Origin of the sequence: Bradyrhizobium cosmicum, assembly GCF_032290525.1 — a bacterium.
Taxonomy (GTDB): Bacteria; Pseudomonadota; Alphaproteobacteria; order Rhizobiales; family Xanthobacteraceae; genus Bradyrhizobium; species Bradyrhizobium cosmicum_A.
This window is the reverse complement of the sequence record NZ_JASXTA010000018.1, coordinates 19036-34393: the sequence shown is the minus strand read 5'-3', so window position 1 is coordinate 34393 and position 15358 is coordinate 19036. Positions and strand designations below refer to the sequence as shown.

Genomic DNA, 15358 nt, shown 5'->3' with positions numbered 1-15358 from the left:
ATCCCCTCTGCGAATCGTACAGGGCGTCGCTCCGTGACGGGGCGACGTCTTCTCATATGCCGAGCCGGTCGCGTACCCGGCCGGCGATCACGGCAGTGGTCACGCCCACCGGCCAGAATACATGCATCGGGATCGGTTTGATTCCCGTGACGGGCATGTCGATCTCCTGTTTCGGACCGCCGATTAGCCGGCGCGCGAGCTGCGCGCCCATCGCGGTCGAAAGCGCGACGCCGCGGCCGTTGCAGCCGAGCGAGATCAGAACGTTCTCCGCTGGCTCGTGCACATGCGGATAATGATCCTTGGTGATGGCGAGCCGGCTGTTCCAGCCATGCGTCCAGGAAACGCCCTTGAGCTGCGGCCACAGCCGCTCCGCGTAGCGCATGAGATAGGCGACATCCTGCGGCGAGCTGATCCAGCGCATCGGGCCGCGGCCACCCATCAAGAGGCGGTTCTGCTGATCGATGCGGTAATAGACGGTGATGTGGCCGCTCTCGTAGAGCACCGGCCGCGTCGGCATGATCGAACGGGCGACGTCGTCCGAGAGCGGCGCGGTCGCGGCGATCGAGGAGAAGACCGGCACGATGGTGCGGCGGAGCGCCGGCCAGAGATCATCGGTGAAGCCGTTGGTGGCGAGCAGCACCTTGTCGGCATGCACCACTGCGCGCGGCGTCTCGATGCGCCAGCGGCTGCCGTCGCGACGCAGCGACAGCGCCGGAGTTTCACCATGGACCTTCGCACCCGCCGAGATCACGGCACGCGCGAGGCCGCGAGCGTAGTTGAGGGGATGCAGGTCGCCGCCGCGCGTGTCCAGCATGGCGCCGATGTAGCGGTCCGTGCCGGTCATCTCGCGCACCTGCTCGCGGTTCAGATATGTCACCGGCATGCCGCGGCGGATGCATTGCTGCGCGGTTCTTTCGATCGCGGCGGCGCTGGTCTCGTTGTAGGCCGCGCGCAGCGTGCCGTTCTGCCGTGCTTCGCAGGGGATCTGGTAGCGGCGGATCAGCTCGTGGGTGAAGTTCGTCGTGCCGTAGGAGAAGTCGATCATGCGGCGACCGAGTTCGGTGCCGAAATCGGCCTCGATCTTATCAGGATCGTGCTTCAAGCCGGGATTGGTGTGGCCGCCATTGTTACCCGACGCACCCCAGCCCGGCTCCTGCGCCTCCAGCACCAGCGCCTCGACACCTTGCTCCGCCAGATGCAACGCGGTGGACAGGCCGGTGTAGCCGCCGCCGACGATCGCGACGGAGACGGTCTTGTCGACATCGAGCGGCGGCGCAGCAACCGGCGCCACGGGGGTGTCGGCATAGAGCGAGGGCGGCAGAGGCAGGCGCGTCGTCATGGCGAAGCCGGTCAGAGCGGATGCAGCACGCGCCGCAAGAAGTCCTGCGTACGCGGATGCTGGGGTTGATTGAGCAGCGCCTTGGCCGGCCCCTGCTCGACGATGACGCCGCCGTCGATGAACAGGACACGATCGGCGACGTCGCGGGCAAATCCCATCTCATGGGTGACGACGACCATGGTCATGCCGTCGTCGGCGAGCTTGCGCATGACGCCGAGGACATCGCCGACCAATTCAGGATCGAGCGCCGAGGTCGGCTCGTCGAACAGGATCGCCTTGGGCTGCATCGCGAGCGCGCGCGCAATCGCGACGCGCTGCTGCTGGCCGCCGGAGAGTTGCGGTGGATGCGCGTCGGCCTTTTCGGCGAGGCCAACCTGGGCAAGCAGCGCACGGCCGCGCTCGAGCACCTGCGCACGCGGCTCCTTCTTCACGAACAGCGGTCCCTCGACGACGTTCTCCAGCACGGTGCGGTGCGGAAACAGGTTGAAGCGCTGGAACACCATCGAGACCTGGGTGCGGACCTTCACGATGGAGGGCGCATCCCGGTCGACCTTCAATCCCTCGACGCTGATCTCGCCGCGGTCGTAGCTTTCGAGACCGTTGACACAGCGCAAGATGGTGGACTTGCCGGAGCCGGACGGGCCGACGATGCAGACCACCTCGCCCTTCTCGACGCGCGCCGTGATGCCCTTGAGCACCTCGTTCTCGCCAAAGCTCTTGTGGACGTCGGTGAGCTCGATCATTTCTTGCCCGCCCGCTTCTCGAAGTGACGGACCAGCAGGATCAGCGGGATGCTCATGGTCAGGTACATCAGCGCCACCAGCGTGAACACGTTGGTGTTCTTGAAGGTCGAGGACGCGATCAGCTTGCCCTGGAGCGCGAGCTCGGCCACCGTGATGGTCGAGGCTTGCGAGGAATCCTTCAGCATCATGATCATGACGTTGCCGTAGGGCGGCAGCACGATGCGCACGGCCTGCGGCAGCACCACGCGGCGCATGGTCAGCCACCAGCCCATGCCGATCGACTGCGCCGCCTCGATCTGACCCTTGTCGATCGCCTCGATGCCCGCGCGGAAGTTTTCGGCCTGATAGGCCGAATAGGCGATGCCGAGCCCGAGGATCGCGGCCTGCAACGCCGAGAGCGTGACGCCGAGATCGGGCATCACGAAATAGAGATAGAACAACAGCACGATGATCGGGATACCCCGGATCACGTTGATCAGGCTGGCGCTGAGCATCGACAGCGCCTTGATGCCGGACACCCGCATCATCGCCCAGATCAGGCCCAGCACCGTCGAGAGCAGCAGCGAGCTGATGGTGACGACGATTGTCAGCGCGACGCCGCTCATCAAAATCGGGAAGAACTCGGCGGCGTCGTGCCAGAAGCCTTTCATCGGGCGGCCTTCATCGATCAGACGCTAGCGATCAGCCTCTGCCAATCATCCCTGCGCCTTCTGGCCCCATTTTTCGAGAATCTTGTCGATGGTGCCGTTGGCCTTGAGCTTCGCCAGCGACGCATTGATCTTGCCGAGCAGCGCGGCCTCGCCCTTGCGCACGCCGATGCCGACCGAGCCGACGGTGACGGGCTTGTAGCCGTCGACGAGGCGAACCTCCGGGAAGCCGCCCTGCTTCAGATTGTAGGCGAGGATCGGGTAGTCGGCGTAGCCGGCCTTGAGGCGGCCGGTGTTCACGTCGCGCAGGATGTCCGGAATGGTGTCGTAGGCCTTGACGTCGGCAAACAGACCGGACTTCTTCAGCGCATCGACGAAGGCGGTGCCGACCTGGGCGCCGACCGTCTCGCCCTTCAGGTCGTCCTGCGTGGCATAGGCCTTGGTGTCGCCCTTCGGCACCACGAGACCTTCACCGTAGCTGTAGATCGGATCGGAGAAGTCGACGACCTCCTTGCGCGGCGCGGTGATGAACATCGCAGCCGCAATGATGTCGATCTTGCTCGACGTCAGCGACGGGATCAGCGCCGAGAACGCCATCGGCTCGATCTGCACATTGAGGCCGGCGTCCTTGCCGATCTCGGTGATGAGATCGACCATGATGCCCTGGATGGTGTTGGTCTTGGTGTCGAGGAAGGTGAAGGGAATCCCTGTCGGTGTCGAGCCGACCTTCAGCACCTGCTGCGCGGAGGCCGGAGCCAGTGCTGCAATTGCGAGTGCCGCGACCGCGGCCAGACCAAAACGCTTCATCGCATTCCCCTTTGGGTCCCACCGATGGCGGCGCCAGCGCATGTCGTGATCAGACGTTGCGGGCCAAGCCGTTTCGGCCTATTTTCACCAATATGAAAATTTGGTCACACTTCCGCGGACGATGCAAGCGGTTTTCATGCACATGAAGAAAGCGGTTTGACGTGAGCGGTGGCAAGAGAATGCGCAAACCGGCCGGCGCAAAGCCGGTGAAGAAGGCGAAGGCCAGGACCAAGGCCAAGGCCGGGACCAAGGCTGTCACCAAACCGGCCGAGCCTGCAATGGACGTCGCGGTCGGCCGTCGCATCAGGGATCTCCGGCGCCTCAGGCACTTCTCGCTCGAAACGGTCGCGGCGCGCTCGGAGCTGTCGATCGGCTTCCTCAGCCAGATCGAGCGCGGCCTGTCGTCGCCGTCGTTGCGCGTACTGGCAACGCTCGCCGACGTGCTCGGCGTCGGCATCGCCGCGCTGTTCGGCGCCGGCCCGAACGCCGATAGTGGAGCCGATCAGGTCGTCACGCGCGGGCTGCAGCGGCCCGAGCTGAAGCTCTGGCGCACCGGCGTGTCGAAGCAATTGCTCAGCCCGGCCAGCGCCGACAACCGGCTCAACCTGTTCCTGGTGCATCTGGAGCCCGGCGGCTCCACCGGCGACGAGCTCTACACCCATGACGGCGAAGAAGCCGGCCTCGTGCTCGACGGCGAGATGCTGCTGACCGTGGACAGCGAGACATGGTCGCTGAAGACGGGTGATAGTTTTCGCTTTGCGAGCAGGCGGCCGCACCGGTTTTCCAATCCGGCGCAGGATGCGAAGGCCGTGGTGCTGTGGGTGAATTGCGTGACGGGGACGGGGTAGCTCACTCGTCTTTCCGGGCGCACGCTCTCAGTCCCGTCATCCTGAGGCGTGAGCTGCGCGGCGCAACGCGCCACATGGGGAGCCTCGAAGGATACGGCCGCGATGCAGCCGGGCCGTCGCCCTTCGAGGCTCGCCGCGCGGCGCGTTGCGCCGCGCAGCTCACGCCTCCGGGTGACGGTGATGGAGTTCGATGGGCGGATAGAGTCTCACCCAAACCGATGCTTATACCGGTCCACCGTCAGCGCACTCACATCGACCTCCGGCTTCCTGCCCGACAGCATGTCCGCGAGCACCCGCCCCGAACCGCAGGACATGGTCCAGCCGAGCGTGCCGTGGCCGGTGTTGAGGTGGAGATTGGCGTATTGGGTCGGTCCGATCACGGGCGGGCCGTCCGGTGTCATCGGACGCAGGCCGCTCCAGAACGTCGCCTTGGCAAGATCGCCGCCGCGCGGAAACAGATCGGTCAGCGAATGATCGAGCGTGGCGCGGCGCGCGTCGTAGAGCTGGCTCGAAAAGCCCGAGATTTCGGCGGTGCCGCCGACGCGGATGCGATTGCCGAGGCGCGTGATCGCAACCTTGTAGCTCTCGTCCATCACCGTCGATTCCGGCGCGCCCGAGGCATCCTTGATCGGCACCGTGATCGAATAGCCCTTCACCGGATAGACCGGCAGCGAAATGCCGAGCGGCGCGACCAGCCGCGACGACCAGCTTCCGAGCGCGAGAACATGGGCATCCGCCTGCAACATCCCGGCGCTGGTCGCGACACCGCTGACGCGCGCGCCCTCGGTGACGATGCGGTCGATGCCGGTGTTGAACAGGAAGCGCACGCCGAGCGCCTCGGCATGCTTGGCCAATGCCTGCGTGAACATGTGGCAATCGCCGGTCTCGTCCTGCGGCAGGCGAAGTCCGCCGGCAAACTTCTCCTTCACGCCGCCAAGCGCCGGCTCGACCGCGATGCAGCCCTCGCGGCTCAGCAGCTCAAACGGCACGCCGTACTGCTTGAGCACCGCGATATCCTCAGCCGTGCCATCCAGCTGCGCCTGATAACGGAACAGCTGCAGCGTGCCCTGCGAACGTTCGTCATATTGAATTCCGATGTCGCGGCGGAGATCACGCAGGCAGTCGCGGCTGTATTCCGCGATCCGGATCATCCGGCTCTTGTTGACCGCGTAGCGCGCGCTGGTGCAGTTGCGCAGCATCTTGAGGAGCCAGACCCACATCACCGGGTCGAGCTTGGGCCGGATCACCAGCGGGCCGTGCTTCATCAGCAGCCACTTGATCGCTTTCACCGGCACGCCCGGGCCGGCCCAGGGGGACGAATAGCCGGGCGAGACCTCGCCGGCATTGGCGAAAGAGGTCTCCAGCGCCGGCTCGGGCTGGCGGTCGACGACCGTCACTTCGTGGCCGGCACGTGCGAGGTAGTAGGCAGAGGTGACACCGATGACACCGCTGCCGAGGATCAGAACTTTCACGCTTCGTCAAACTCCCGCGGCATCACGCTCGCCGCTGCAAGGAAACAACTCGCAACGGCGAGAGCAATTATTAGGCCACCCGCTTGATGGCATCGCCCAGGATCGAGACGATATCGTCGATATGGCTCTTCTCGACGATCAGCGGCGGCGACAGCGCAAAGGAATCACCGCTCATGCGGAAGTAGAGCCCGCGATTGAAGCAGTCGACCATGACGTCGTAGCCGCGCGCACCGACCGTGCCGTCACGCGGGGACAGCTCGACCGCGCCCATCAGGCCGCAATTGCGGATGTCGACGACGTTGGGCAGGCCCTTCAGCGAATGCAGCGCATCACGCCAGTATTCGGCAATCGAGGCACCGCGCGTGAGCAGGCCTTCGTCCTTGTAGATGTCGAGTGTCGCGATGCCGGCGGCGCAGGCGGTCGGATGCGCCGAATAGGTGTAGCCGTGGAACAGCTCCATCGCGTTCTCGGGGCCGACCATCAGGCCATCATGCACCTTGCGGCTCGCGAACACCGCGCCGCACGGAATGGTGCCGTTGGTGATGCCCTTGGCCGTCGTCATCATATCAGGCGTGACGCCGAAGAAGTTGGCGGCGAAGGGCGTGCCGAGGCGGCCGAAGCCGGTGATGACCTCGTCGAAAATCAGCAGGATACCGTGCTTGTCGCAGATCTCGCGCAGGCGGTTGAGATAGCCCTTCGGCGGCGGCAGCACCGCGGTCGAGCCGGGCACCGGCTCGACGATGACGGCGGCGATCGTCTCGGCGCCGTGCAGCCCGACCAGCCGCTCGAGATCGTCGGCGAGCTCGGCGCCATGCTCGGGCTGGTCCTTGGCGAAGGCGTTGCGGCTGAGATCATGGGTGTGGCGGATGTGGTCGACGCCCGGCAGCAGGGTTGCGAAGGCGCGGCGGTTGGCGACCATGCCGCCGACCGAGGTGCCGCCGAAGCCGACACCGTGATAGCCGCGCTCACGGCCGATCAAACGGGTGCGGCTCGCCTGGCCATTGGCACGGTGATAGGCGAGCGCGATCTTCAGCGCGGTGTCGACCGATTCGGAGCCGGAGTTGGTGAAGAAGATGCGGTCGAGGCCCTTCGGCGCGATCTCGGCAAGGCGCTCGGCGAAATCGAACGCCAGCGGGTGGCCCATCTGGAACGACGGCGCGAAATCCAGCGTCATCAGCTGGCGCTCGACTGCGGCGGCGATCTGTTTGCGGCCGTGGCCAGCATTGACGCACCAGAGGCCGGCGGAGGCGTCGATCACCTTGCGGCCGTCGACCGTGGTGTAGTGCATGCCCTCGGCCGAGGAGAACAGGCGCGGCGCCTTCTTGAATTGCCGGTTGGCCGTGAACGGCATCCAGAACGAGTCGGTCTTGATGGTGTTCGGAATCTGATGAAGGGTCACGGGCCACGCTCCTTTGCTGACCGGATAGCAGAGCCACGGCTTCAAATCCGCAACAAGTCCTTTTCTGGCCGGCTGCAAGCCATTGATTTGACTGGGGCTGCTGGTCCATATTTGCCCGATCCGCAACACTTGCAACAGGGATTCCGGGCATGAGCGTCGACATCGGTGGACGGCTGCGATTCATCCGGGCCCGCCAGAAGCTGTCGCAGCGGGAGCTCGCCAAGCGTGCCGGCGTCACCAATTCGACGATTTCGCTGATCGAGTCCAACCAGATGAACCCGTCGGTGGGCGCGCTCAAGCGCATCCTCGACGGCATCCCGATGGGGCTTGCCGAGTTCTTCGCGCTGGAACCGGAGAACCGGCGCAAGATCTTCTATCGCTCCGAAGAGCTGACCGAGGTCGGCAAAAAGCCGATCTCGTATCAGCAAGTAGGCGACAATCTGTTCGGCCGCAGCCTGCAGATTTTGAAAGAGCGCTACGAGCCCGGCAGCGACACCGGGCGCGTGCATCTGGTGCATGACGGCGAGGAAGGCGGCATCGTGATCTCGGGCAAGCTCGAAGTCACGGTCGAGGACGAGCGCCGCATCCTCAATCCCGGCGATGCCTATTATTTCGAGAGCCGCCGCCCGCATCGCTTCCGCTGCGTCGGCGGCAAGCCGTGCGAGGTGATCTCGGCCTGCACACCGCCGACGTTCTGAAGCGCGGCTCCGCCGGCAGCATCAACGCTGCGTCAGCAACTCCTCGATCCTGATCGGGAAGCGACGCACACGCACGCCGGTCGCGTGCCAGACCGCGTTGGCGACGGCGCCGGCGCTGCCGGTGATGCCGATCTCGCCGACGCCCTTGATGCCGAGCGCATTGACGTGCGGATCGTGCTCCTCGACCGTGATCACGTCGAGCGGCGGCACGTCGGCATTCACGGGGATGTGGTACTCGCCGAGATTGGCGTTCATGATGCGGCCACTACGGCGATCGGTGATGGCCTCCTCATGCAGCGCAAACGACATGCCCCAGATCATGCCGCCGAACAGCTGGCTCTGCACCATCCGCGGATTGACGATGCGCCCCGCCGCGAATGCGCCGACCATGCGGGTGACGCGGACCTGGCCAAGCTCGGGATCGACCTTCACCTCGGCGAACACCGCGCCGTGGGCATGCATCGCATATTCTTCCATCGCCGCGGGGTTCGGCGCGCCGGTGCCGCGTGCCTCGACCTCGGCAACGCCGGCACGCGCGAGAATCTCGGCGTAGCTCTCGCTGCGGCTCTCGTCGTCGCGCCGGATCAACCTGCCATCGCGCGCGATCACGCCGGCGTTGCCGGCGCCGAATAGCGGCGAGCGCTCGTCACCGGTCGCGAGATCGGCGAGCTTCGCAATCACGGCCGCGCCGGCGCTGTGGATCGCCGCACCCGCGGTCGCCGTGTGCGCGGAGCCGCCGGCAATGCCGGCGTCGGGCAGGTCTGATGTGCCGGCCTTGAACTCGACGTTGTCGATATCGAGCCCGAGCTCGTCGGCCGCGATCTGCGCCAGCGCAGTCCAGGCGCCCTGCCCCATGTCATGCGCGCCGATCTCCATCGCGCCGGTGCCGTCGCGGCGAAGCACCGCGCGTGCTTCGGCCTGGAACATCAGCGCCGGGAAGGTCGCGGTGCCCATGCCCCAGCCGACCAGAAGACCGGAATCGTCGCGCATCTGCCGCGGCTGGAGCGGACGCTTCGCCCAGCCGAAACGCGCCGCGCCCTGCTCGTAGCAGGCACGCAGCGCCTTCGACGAGAACGGCTTTCCCGTGATCGGCTCGACTTCGGCGTAGTTCTTCAGACGGAAGGCGAGCGGATCGATGCCGCACGCCCACGCCATCTCGTCGATCGCGCTTTCGAGCGCAATCGAACCGGTCGCCTCGCCGGGCGCGCGCATGAACAGCGGCGTGCCGGTATTGACGCGCACGGCGTCGTGCGAGGTGCGGATCGCAGGGGCAGCATAGAGCGTGTGCGAGGCATCGGCCGCGGGCTCGTAGAAATCGTCGAACGTGCTCGAGACCGTTCTCGCATGGTGATCGAGTGCGGCCAGACGTCCCTCGCCGTCCGTGCCGATGCGAAGGCGCTGGCGGGTGGGCGCGCGGTGACCAACCGGGCCGTACATCTGCTCACGGCGCAGCACGAGCTTGACCGGCTTGCCGACGAGCTTGGCCGCCATGATGCCGAGGGTCGGCGGGCCGGACATCAGCCCCTTGGAGCCAAAACCGCCGCCGAGAAATGGGCTGCGGATGTGGATCTTGTCGTGCGCGATACCGAACAGCTCGGCGATCCGCGCGAGCGACAGCATCAGGCCCTGGGTCGGCATGTCGACCTGGAGCCTGTCGCCCTCCCACGCGGCGACGATCGCATGCGGCTCCATCGCATTGTGATATTGCGGCGGCGTCTCGTAAGTCGCGTCGATCTGCTTCTCGGCCGAGGCGAGGGCTGCCTCGACATCGCCGCGGTGATTTTCCGTGGGGTTGCCGACGCCGACGACCGGCGGCACGAAGCTTTCGCCCGCATCGAGGCCGACCAGCGGGGGCAGCGTCTCATAACGCGGCGCCAGTAGCGCCGCGCCTTCGGTGGCAGCCTCCAGCGTTTCAGCGATCACGACCGCGATCGGCTGGTTGGCGTAGCGCACCTCGTTGCTCTGCAACACCTCCATCCGGAACACGAACGGATTGGTCTTGATTTCGGGGTCGATCGCAAGCTCAGGCTTGTGATCCGGCGTCATGACATCGACGACGCCGGGATGGCGTTTTGCGGCGGCGACATCGAGCGAGGTTACACGGCCGCGCGCGATGGTGGAAACCGCCATCACCGCGAACAGCATGCCCGGCGGATGATTGTCGGCGGCATAGGTCGCCTGGCCCTTGACCTTGAGGACGCCGTCGCGGCGGGTCAGGGGCTGGCCGATGTTCGAGCCGTGACGCAGATGGGCGGGCGCGCTGGACAGATTGAGCTCAGGCATGGATGGCTCCAGACGTTGAAGCGAAGGGTGAGGCCGGCAGCGCGGGAATGCGCGCGGGCGTACCGACTGCGGCAAGGGTCAGCGCGCGCACGACGATGCGGCGCGCCAGCTCGATCTTGAAGGCGTTGTCGCCGGACGGCTTTGCATCGGTGAGCGCGCGCCAGGCGGCTTCCTGGAAAGCATCGGCCGTTGGCGCAACGCCCCTGAGCACGTCCTCCGCGGCACGAGCACGCCACGGCTTTGCGGCGACGCCGCCGAGCGCAAGCCGCGCCTCCGCAATCCTGCCGTTCTCGATCCGCAACGCGGCGGCGGCCGAGACGACGGCAAAGGCGTAGGAGGTTCGTTCGCGGACCTTGAGGTACCGCGCATGCGCCGCAAATTCACGTGCGGCGGCTGGCAGGCGAACCGCGACGATGAGATCGCCGGGCTCGAGCGCCGATTCGCGCTCGGGCGTACTGCCGGGCAAGCGATGCAGCTCCTCGAGCGCGATCTCGCGACGGCCGCTCCTGCCCTCGATCTCGACTATGGCGTCAAGCGCGACCAGGGGCACGCAGAAGTCCGACGGATGCGTGGCGATGCAGCTCTCGCTCCAGCCGAGCACGGCATGGCTGCGGTTCTCGCCATCGCGGGCGTCGCAGCCAGTACCGGCCTCGCGTTTGTTGCAGCGGCTGGCGGTGTCGTAGAAATACGCGCAACGCGTCCGCTGCAGCAGATTGCCGCCGACGGTCGCGGCATTGCGCAGTTGCGCGGACGCGCCGGAGAGGAGCGCTTCGGCGACGGCAGGGTAGGACTTCGCGAAGCTTGCATCATGCGCGAGATCGGCGTTGCTCACGAGCGCGCCGATCCGCAACGACCCGTCAGCGAGAGTCTCGATTCCGTCGAGCCCGTCGAGATGCGTGACGTCAACCAGACGATCCGGACGGCTGACGCCGCCCTTCATCAGATCGAGCAGATTGGTGCCGGCGGCAAGATAGGTCGCGCCCGGCTGCGCGGCAGCAGCTACCGCCTCGGCGACCGTGGCGGGCCTGACATAATCGAACCGTTTCATGCGGAGCGCCTCTGATTGGATTCGTCCATGCCGGCTTGCGCCTCCAGCACGGCATCGACGATGCCGGCATAGGCACCGCAGCGGCACAGATTGCCGCTCATGCATTCACGGACGCGTTCGGGATCGTTGCCGGCCTGCGCCTCCTGCATCATGCCGATCGCGCTCATGATCTGGCCGGGCGTGCAGAAGCCGCACTGGAAGCCGTCATGGGCGATGAAGGCGGCCTGGACAGGATGAAGCTGATCGCCGCGCGCGACGCCTTCGATGGTGAGGATGTCGGCGCCGTCATGGCTGATGGCGAGGGCGAGGCAGGAGTTGATGCGCTTGCCGTCGACGAGAATGGTGCAGGCGCCGCACTGACCGCGGTCGCATCCCTTCTTGGTGCCGGTGAGATGCAGGCGCTCACGCAGGAGATCGAGCAGCGTGACGCGCGGATCGTCGAGGACGAAATCGCGCCGCGCACCGTTCACGGTGAGGCTGATGGAGTGGTTCATACAAGGCTCCGATCAGATATGGACATGGCTCATCGCGCAGCGCGCCACCGCCGTGGCCGCCGTCGATATGCGCTGGCCGGACATGATCCGAGCCAACGTATGAACGAAGATACGGAGGCAGCCTCCGCTTAACAAGGGCAGCCGGAAAATATTTGGAATTGGTCAAAAGCCCATGCGCGGACAACGCTATGCAGCCAGCCAAGGGTTCAATCTAACCAATTCGTGATCTACATTGCCGGCATGGACGACCACACCGACCAGATTCGAAAACCCCGCGCCGACGCCGTGCGCAATCGCGAGCGCGTGCTCGAGGCTGCGAAAGCCGTGTTCAGCGCGGGCGGGCCGGAGGCGAGCCTGGAGGCCATCGCAAAACGCGCCGGGGTCGGCATCGGTACACTCTATCGGCACTTCCCGACCCGCGAGGATTTGTTCGAGGCGGTGTACCGGCGCGAGGTCGAACAGCTCAGCGAGCTCGCCGAGCAGTTAAAAAATGCGAAGGACCCGGTGGATGCGCTGCGTCGCTGGCTGCGCTCAGGCGTTGAATTCGTTGCCACAAAAAAGGGCATGGTGGCAGCCTTGGCACTCGCGGTGCAGAGCGGGTCGGAGTTGCATGCCTTTTCCTTTGAACGCCTAACCAAGGCGATCGGCTCGCTTCTCGACCGCGCAGCCGCGGCAGGCGCGATGCGCGCGGACATCAGTCCCGAGGACTTGCTGCGCGCGTTCTTCGGCATGTGCTACATGCACGACCAGCCCGGCTGGCAATCCTCGGTACTGCGGATGCTCGACGTGTTTGTCGATGGGCTGCGGGTGCAGCCCGCCGCGAACGTCAAGACGCGTGCCGCCAAACCCGTGAAGCCGGCCGTGAAACGAAAGCGATAGGGCGCCCGTATTTCCCTAGAGCCATGCTAGGATCAGCATCGCCGGGATTTCAACGCGGAGCCTGTCATGCGCATCGCCGCTTTGCTCGTCGCTTTCAGCATTATCTTCAGCTCCGTCTCGGCATGCGCCGACGATGTCTCGGCGGCGCAAGGCGTCATCCGCGCCCAGGAACAGGCCTTTGCGCGTGACGATGCAGCCGCAGCCTATTCCCACGCCGCGCCGGCGATCAGGGAGATTTTTCCTGCGCCCGACATCTTCATGTCCATGGTGCAGAACGGCTACGCGCCGGTCTACCGGCACAAGAGCTTTGAATTCGGCGACAGCAAGAGCGAAGGCCATTCAATCTCCCAGCGCGTTCACATCGTCGATGCCAATGGCGAAGCCTGGGAAGCGCTCTACACGCTCGAGCAGCAGAGCGACGGCAGCTACAAGATCACCGGCTGTTCGTTGTTGAAAGTCGGGCGCGAGGCTTAGGTCGCAAAACCCGGCCCGGCCTTGACCGCATTCATCCGCGACCGGATCAGCAGCAGCACGACGATCCCGATGTTGAGCGCATTCCAGGCCACGCCGTTCGCAAATGCCGCTGCATAGGACCCCGTGGCATCGAAGATGACGCCGGACACCCAGCCGCCGAAGGACATGCCGAACACGGATGCAAAGATCACGATGCCGACGCGGGTTGCGGCTTCGCTGGCCGGCATCGCCTCGCGCACGATGATGGCGTAGCTCGGCACGATGCCGCCCTGGAACAGGCCGAACATCGCCGAAATGAGATAGAGCGAGGCGAGGCTGTCGAAGAACAAATAGAACACCAGCGCAAAGCCCTGCGCCAGCGATCCGACCAGCAGCGTGCGGATGCCTCCGATCTTGTCGGCGAGATAGCCCGAGCCGATCCGGCTGACAATGCCGCAGGCCATCATCAGGGACAGCATCTCGGCGCCGCGTGCCACGCCGTAACCGAGATCGCCGCAATAAGCGACGATATGGACCTGCGGCATCGCCATGGCGACGCAGCAGGAGATGCTGGCGATCGAGAGCAGCACGGTCAGCGTATTGGTCGAGAGCTTGAGATCGACCTGCGGGGGCCGCGCATTGGCGTGATTGCGGACCTTGTCGTCGCCCATCTGCGCACGCAGGACTAGCACCAGGCCCGTCATCAAGACCACGCACAAGAGGGCGATGCCGACGTGCGTGTAGCGCCAGCCGTAGTTCTCTATGCCCCAGTTCACGAGCGGCGGCCACATCGTGCCGGCGACATAATTGCCGCTCGCGACGATGGTCACGGCCAGTCCGCGGTAGCGCTCGAACCAGTGCGAGGCCTCCGCCATCAGCGGCGCAAAGGTCGCTGACGTCCCGAGCCCGATCAGGAAGTACGCCGCCACGAACTGCCAGAGCTGACCTGACAGACCCGCAAGCACATTGGCGACGCCGAGAAAGCCGATGCTGATCGCCATTGCCGGCACGATGCCGAACCGGTCGGTGATCTTGCCGGCGATCACGCCGCCGAGCCCGAAGCCGAACATCATCAGCGTAAAGGCCAGCGACACCGCGCCGCGCGTGGCACCGAATTCGGCCTGCACCACAGAAATTACGACCACGACCGCCCACATGCCGACAGCGCCGATCGAGCCGATCACAAGCGCAATGAGCAGCCGCATCCAGGCCTGACGAGAATCAGGACTGAATGAATTAGGCGTTTGTTCTGAGTGATTTGGCGCGTGCACGGGCGGGACCATGGCGCGCGGATCGCCACACGGTCAAGCATCGTGCCGCGATATTGGGCATGCGCTGTGCACTGCGGTAGGAAGAGCTTGGCAAAATCGCGCTTTGCCATTAGTTTGCAATCTGCGTGTGCAACATTGCCGCGCGGGGAACATGTCGACGGAATGCTGTTGCGATTGACGCGATCGATGCGGATCAGGGTGGGGCGGATCATCGCCCTCGCCTATCTGTTCTGCGTGCTCGCGCCCGCCGCAAGCCTTGCCTGGGGCAGCGGTCCAGCACCGTGCCTCGACGACGCGCTCCTCGCCGACGTCGTGCCGGTGCATCACCAGATGCAGGCCGGCCACATGCATGGCGGCGCGGCGCATGACCACGCCGGGCCGCATGCACATCACCAGACCGCCGCACAGGACGCTCCCGCTCCGCATCATCATGACGGCAAGGGCACGGTGGGCCCGTGCTGCGCAATGATGTGCGTGACGGCGCTGCCGGCCGACCTGCCTGCTATCGCCAAGCCGGTCCTTCCGATCTCCACTTGCGCCCCGGAGATCGCCGTTCGCGTGCACAGCGCGGCGCCCCCCCTGCTCTACCGCCCTCCCATCGTTTGACCTGAACATCGTCACGACTTGAGGCGTCGCGTGTCCGCGCACGCACGCCTGTGGTCCTCGGACAGATCAGGGATGATTCATGCTTACGCTTCTCGGGGCGAGATCCGCCGCCGGATTCCCGGCGCGTGGACGATACTTTCGATTCAGATGGCTGTTGCTGGCCGGGGTGGGGCTGGCGCTGTCCGGCTGCATGCCGGCCGCCGGGCCGCTCGCCAGCGCCGACCCAGCCGATCCCGCGGCGAAGGTTGCACCTGTCGGCTATCGGTCGACGATCGCGCCCTACACCAGTCTGCGGCCCGCGACACCGGCACCATGGCGCCAGCGCAACGACAGCGTTGCGCCGCAGCCCAAGCAACACCAGTAGGAGCGCG

At 65.6% G+C, this 15358-nt stretch carries 16 protein-coding genes; 6 read left to right on the top strand and 10 right to left on the bottom strand.

The features are described 5' to 3' along the window. Positions 1-52 precede the first annotated feature (52 nt). From QSV46_RS28150 to QSV46_RS28135, 4 genes are read right to left on the bottom strand one after another with little or no spacing between them, the layout of a single operon-like run. Positions 53-1339, bottom strand: coding sequence for an FAD-binding oxidoreductase (locus tag QSV46_RS28150; RefSeq protein WP_314959230.1), 1287 nt, complete (start codon positions 1337-1339; stop codon positions 53-55). A gap of 11 nt (positions 1340-1350) precedes the next feature. After that, positions 1351-2082 (bottom strand): amino acid ABC transporter ATP-binding protein, encoded by a 732-nt coding sequence (locus tag QSV46_RS28145; RefSeq protein WP_314959228.1) that lies wholly within the window; start codon positions 2080-2082, stop codon positions 1351-1353. Continuing rightward, positions 2079-2732: an amino acid ABC transporter permease gene (locus QSV46_RS28140; protein WP_314959227.1), complete on the bottom strand. Its 654-nt coding sequence runs from the start codon at positions 2730-2732 to the stop codon at positions 2079-2081. The genes QSV46_RS28145 and QSV46_RS28140 overlap by 4 nt, the downstream gene beginning before the upstream one ends. 45 nt (positions 2733-2777) lie before the next feature. Then, the gene (locus QSV46_RS28135; RefSeq protein ID WP_314959224.1) at positions 2778-3536 is read right to left on the bottom strand and encodes an ABC transporter substrate-binding protein; all 759 of its coding nucleotides are present in this window, start codon (positions 3534-3536) and stop codon (positions 2778-2780) included. 179 nt (positions 3537-3715) lie between these two features. Here QSV46_RS28135 and QSV46_RS28130 point away from each other — a divergent pair, with 179 nt between their 5' ends. After that, positions 3716-4384: an XRE family transcriptional regulator gene (locus QSV46_RS28130; protein ID WP_314959222.1), complete on the top strand. Its 669-nt coding sequence runs from the start codon at positions 3716-3718 to the stop codon at positions 4382-4384. Between the two features lie 206 nt (positions 4385-4590). On the opposite strand, the gene QSV46_RS28125 is transcribed toward QSV46_RS28130, so the two are convergent. Beyond that, positions 4591-5856, bottom strand: a complete 1266-nt coding sequence (locus QSV46_RS28125) for a D-amino acid dehydrogenase (protein WP_314959220.1) — start codon at positions 5854-5856, stop codon at positions 4591-4593. A 70-nt stretch (positions 5857-5926) separates the two neighbouring features. Next, positions 5927-7255: an aspartate aminotransferase family protein gene (locus tag QSV46_RS28120; RefSeq protein WP_314959218.1), complete on the bottom strand. Its 1329-nt coding sequence runs from the start codon at positions 7253-7255 to the stop codon at positions 5927-5929. A gap of 149 nt (positions 7256-7404) precedes the next feature. On the opposite strand from QSV46_RS28120, the gene QSV46_RS28115 reads away from it, so the two are divergent. Further along, positions 7405-7953 (top strand): cupin domain-containing protein, encoded by a 549-nt coding sequence (locus tag QSV46_RS28115; protein ID WP_314959217.1) that lies wholly within the window; start codon positions 7405-7407, stop codon positions 7951-7953. Between the two features lie 21 nt (positions 7954-7974). Here QSV46_RS28115 and QSV46_RS28110 read toward each other — a convergent pair whose 3' ends face one another. Genes QSV46_RS28110 through QSV46_RS28100 form a run of 3 tightly spaced genes read right to left on the bottom strand, consistent with a single transcriptional unit; the run spans position 7975 to position 11778 of the window. Then, on the bottom strand, positions 7975-10236 hold the full coding sequence (locus QSV46_RS28110) for a xanthine dehydrogenase family protein molybdopterin-binding subunit (RefSeq protein ID WP_314959216.1): 2262 nt from the start codon (positions 10234-10236) through the stop codon (positions 7975-7977). Further along, complete coding sequence (locus tag QSV46_RS28105; protein WP_314959215.1) at positions 10229-11284, bottom strand: xanthine dehydrogenase family protein subunit M; 1056 nt, start codon at positions 11282-11284, stop codon at positions 10229-10231. The genes QSV46_RS28110 and QSV46_RS28105 overlap by 8 nt, the downstream gene beginning before the upstream one ends. Beyond that, positions 11281-11778, bottom strand: a complete 498-nt coding sequence (locus QSV46_RS28100; RefSeq protein ID WP_314959212.1) for a (2Fe-2S)-binding protein — start codon at positions 11776-11778, stop codon at positions 11281-11283. Before QSV46_RS28100 ends, QSV46_RS28105 begins: the two co-directional genes overlap by 4 nt. Before the next feature lie 240 nt (positions 11779-12018). Between QSV46_RS28100 and QSV46_RS28095 the strand changes: the two genes are divergently transcribed. Then, entirely contained in the window at positions 12019-12657 is a 639-nt protein-coding gene (locus QSV46_RS28095; protein WP_314959509.1) for a TetR/AcrR family transcriptional regulator, read from the top strand. A gap of 66 nt (positions 12658-12723) precedes the next feature. After that, positions 12724-13131: a DUF4864 domain-containing protein gene (locus QSV46_RS28090; RefSeq protein ID WP_314959210.1), complete on the top strand. Its 408-nt coding sequence runs from the start codon at positions 12724-12726 to the stop codon at positions 13129-13131. On the opposite strand, the gene QSV46_RS28085 is transcribed toward QSV46_RS28090, so the two are convergent. Continuing rightward, positions 13128-14393 (bottom strand): MFS transporter, encoded by a 1266-nt coding sequence (locus QSV46_RS28085; protein ID WP_314959207.1) that lies wholly within the window; start codon positions 14391-14393, stop codon positions 13128-13130. The two genes, QSV46_RS28090 and QSV46_RS28085, sit on opposite strands and share 4 nt — an antisense overlap. A gap of 174 nt (positions 14394-14567) precedes the next feature. Here QSV46_RS28085 and QSV46_RS28080 point away from each other — a divergent pair, with 174 nt between their 5' ends. Beyond that, positions 14568-14987: a hypothetical protein gene (locus QSV46_RS28080; protein ID WP_314959205.1), complete on the top strand. Its 420-nt coding sequence runs from the start codon at positions 14568-14570 to the stop codon at positions 14985-14987. Positions 14988-15066: 79 nt separating this feature from the next. Next, positions 15067-15351, top strand: coding sequence for a hypothetical protein (locus QSV46_RS28075; RefSeq protein ID WP_314959202.1), 285 nt, complete (start codon positions 15067-15069; stop codon positions 15349-15351). Positions 15352-15358 lie beyond the last annotated feature (7 nt).

Bases quoted from the DNA above. Each gene is read 5' to 3' on its own strand.
- QSV46_RS28150 (WP_314959230.1), bottom strand. From the start codon at position 1,339: ATGACGACGCGCCTGCCTCTGCCGCCCTCGCTCTATGCCGACACCCCC.
- QSV46_RS28145 (WP_314959228.1), bottom strand. From the start codon at position 2,082: ATGATCGAGCTCACCGACGTCCACAAGAGCTTTGGCGAGAACGAGGTG.
- QSV46_RS28140 (WP_314959227.1), bottom strand. From the start codon at position 2,732: ATGAAAGGCTTCTGGCACGACGCCGCCGAGTTCTTCCCGATTTTGATG.
- QSV46_RS28135 (WP_314959224.1), bottom strand. From the start codon at position 3,536: ATGAAGCGTTTTGGTCTGGCCGCGGTCGCGGCACTCGCAATTGCAGCA.
- QSV46_RS28130 (WP_314959222.1), top strand. From the start codon at position 3,716: ATGCGCAAACCGGCCGGCGCAAAGCCGGTGAAGAAGGCGAAGGCCAGG.
- QSV46_RS28115 (WP_314959217.1), top strand. From the start codon at position 7,405: ATGAGCGTCGACATCGGTGGACGGCTGCGATTCATCCGGGCCCGCCAG.
- QSV46_RS28110 (WP_314959216.1), bottom strand. From the start codon at position 10,236: ATGCCTGAGCTCAATCTGTCCAGCGCGCCCGCCCATCTGCGTCACGGC.
- QSV46_RS28105 (WP_314959215.1), bottom strand. From the start codon at position 11,284: ATGAAACGGTTCGATTATGTCAGGCCCGCCACGGTCGCCGAGGCGGTA.
- QSV46_RS28100 (WP_314959212.1), bottom strand. From the start codon at position 11,778: ATGAACCACTCCATCAGCCTCACCGTGAACGGTGCGCGGCGCGATTTC.
- QSV46_RS28095 (WP_314959509.1), top strand. From the start codon at position 12,019: ATGGACGACCACACCGACCAGATTCGAAAACCCCGCGCCGACGCCGTG.
- QSV46_RS28090 (WP_314959210.1), top strand. From the start codon at position 12,724: ATGCGCATCGCCGCTTTGCTCGTCGCTTTCAGCATTATCTTCAGCTCC.
- QSV46_RS28085 (WP_314959207.1), bottom strand. From the start codon at position 14,393: ATGGTCCCGCCCGTGCACGCGCCAAATCACTCAGAACAAACGCCTAAT.
- QSV46_RS28080 (WP_314959205.1), top strand. From the start codon at position 14,568: ATGCGGATCAGGGTGGGGCGGATCATCGCCCTCGCCTATCTGTTCTGC.
- QSV46_RS28075 (WP_314959202.1), top strand. From the start codon at position 15,067: ATGCTTACGCTTCTCGGGGCGAGATCCGCCGCCGGATTCCCGGCGCGT.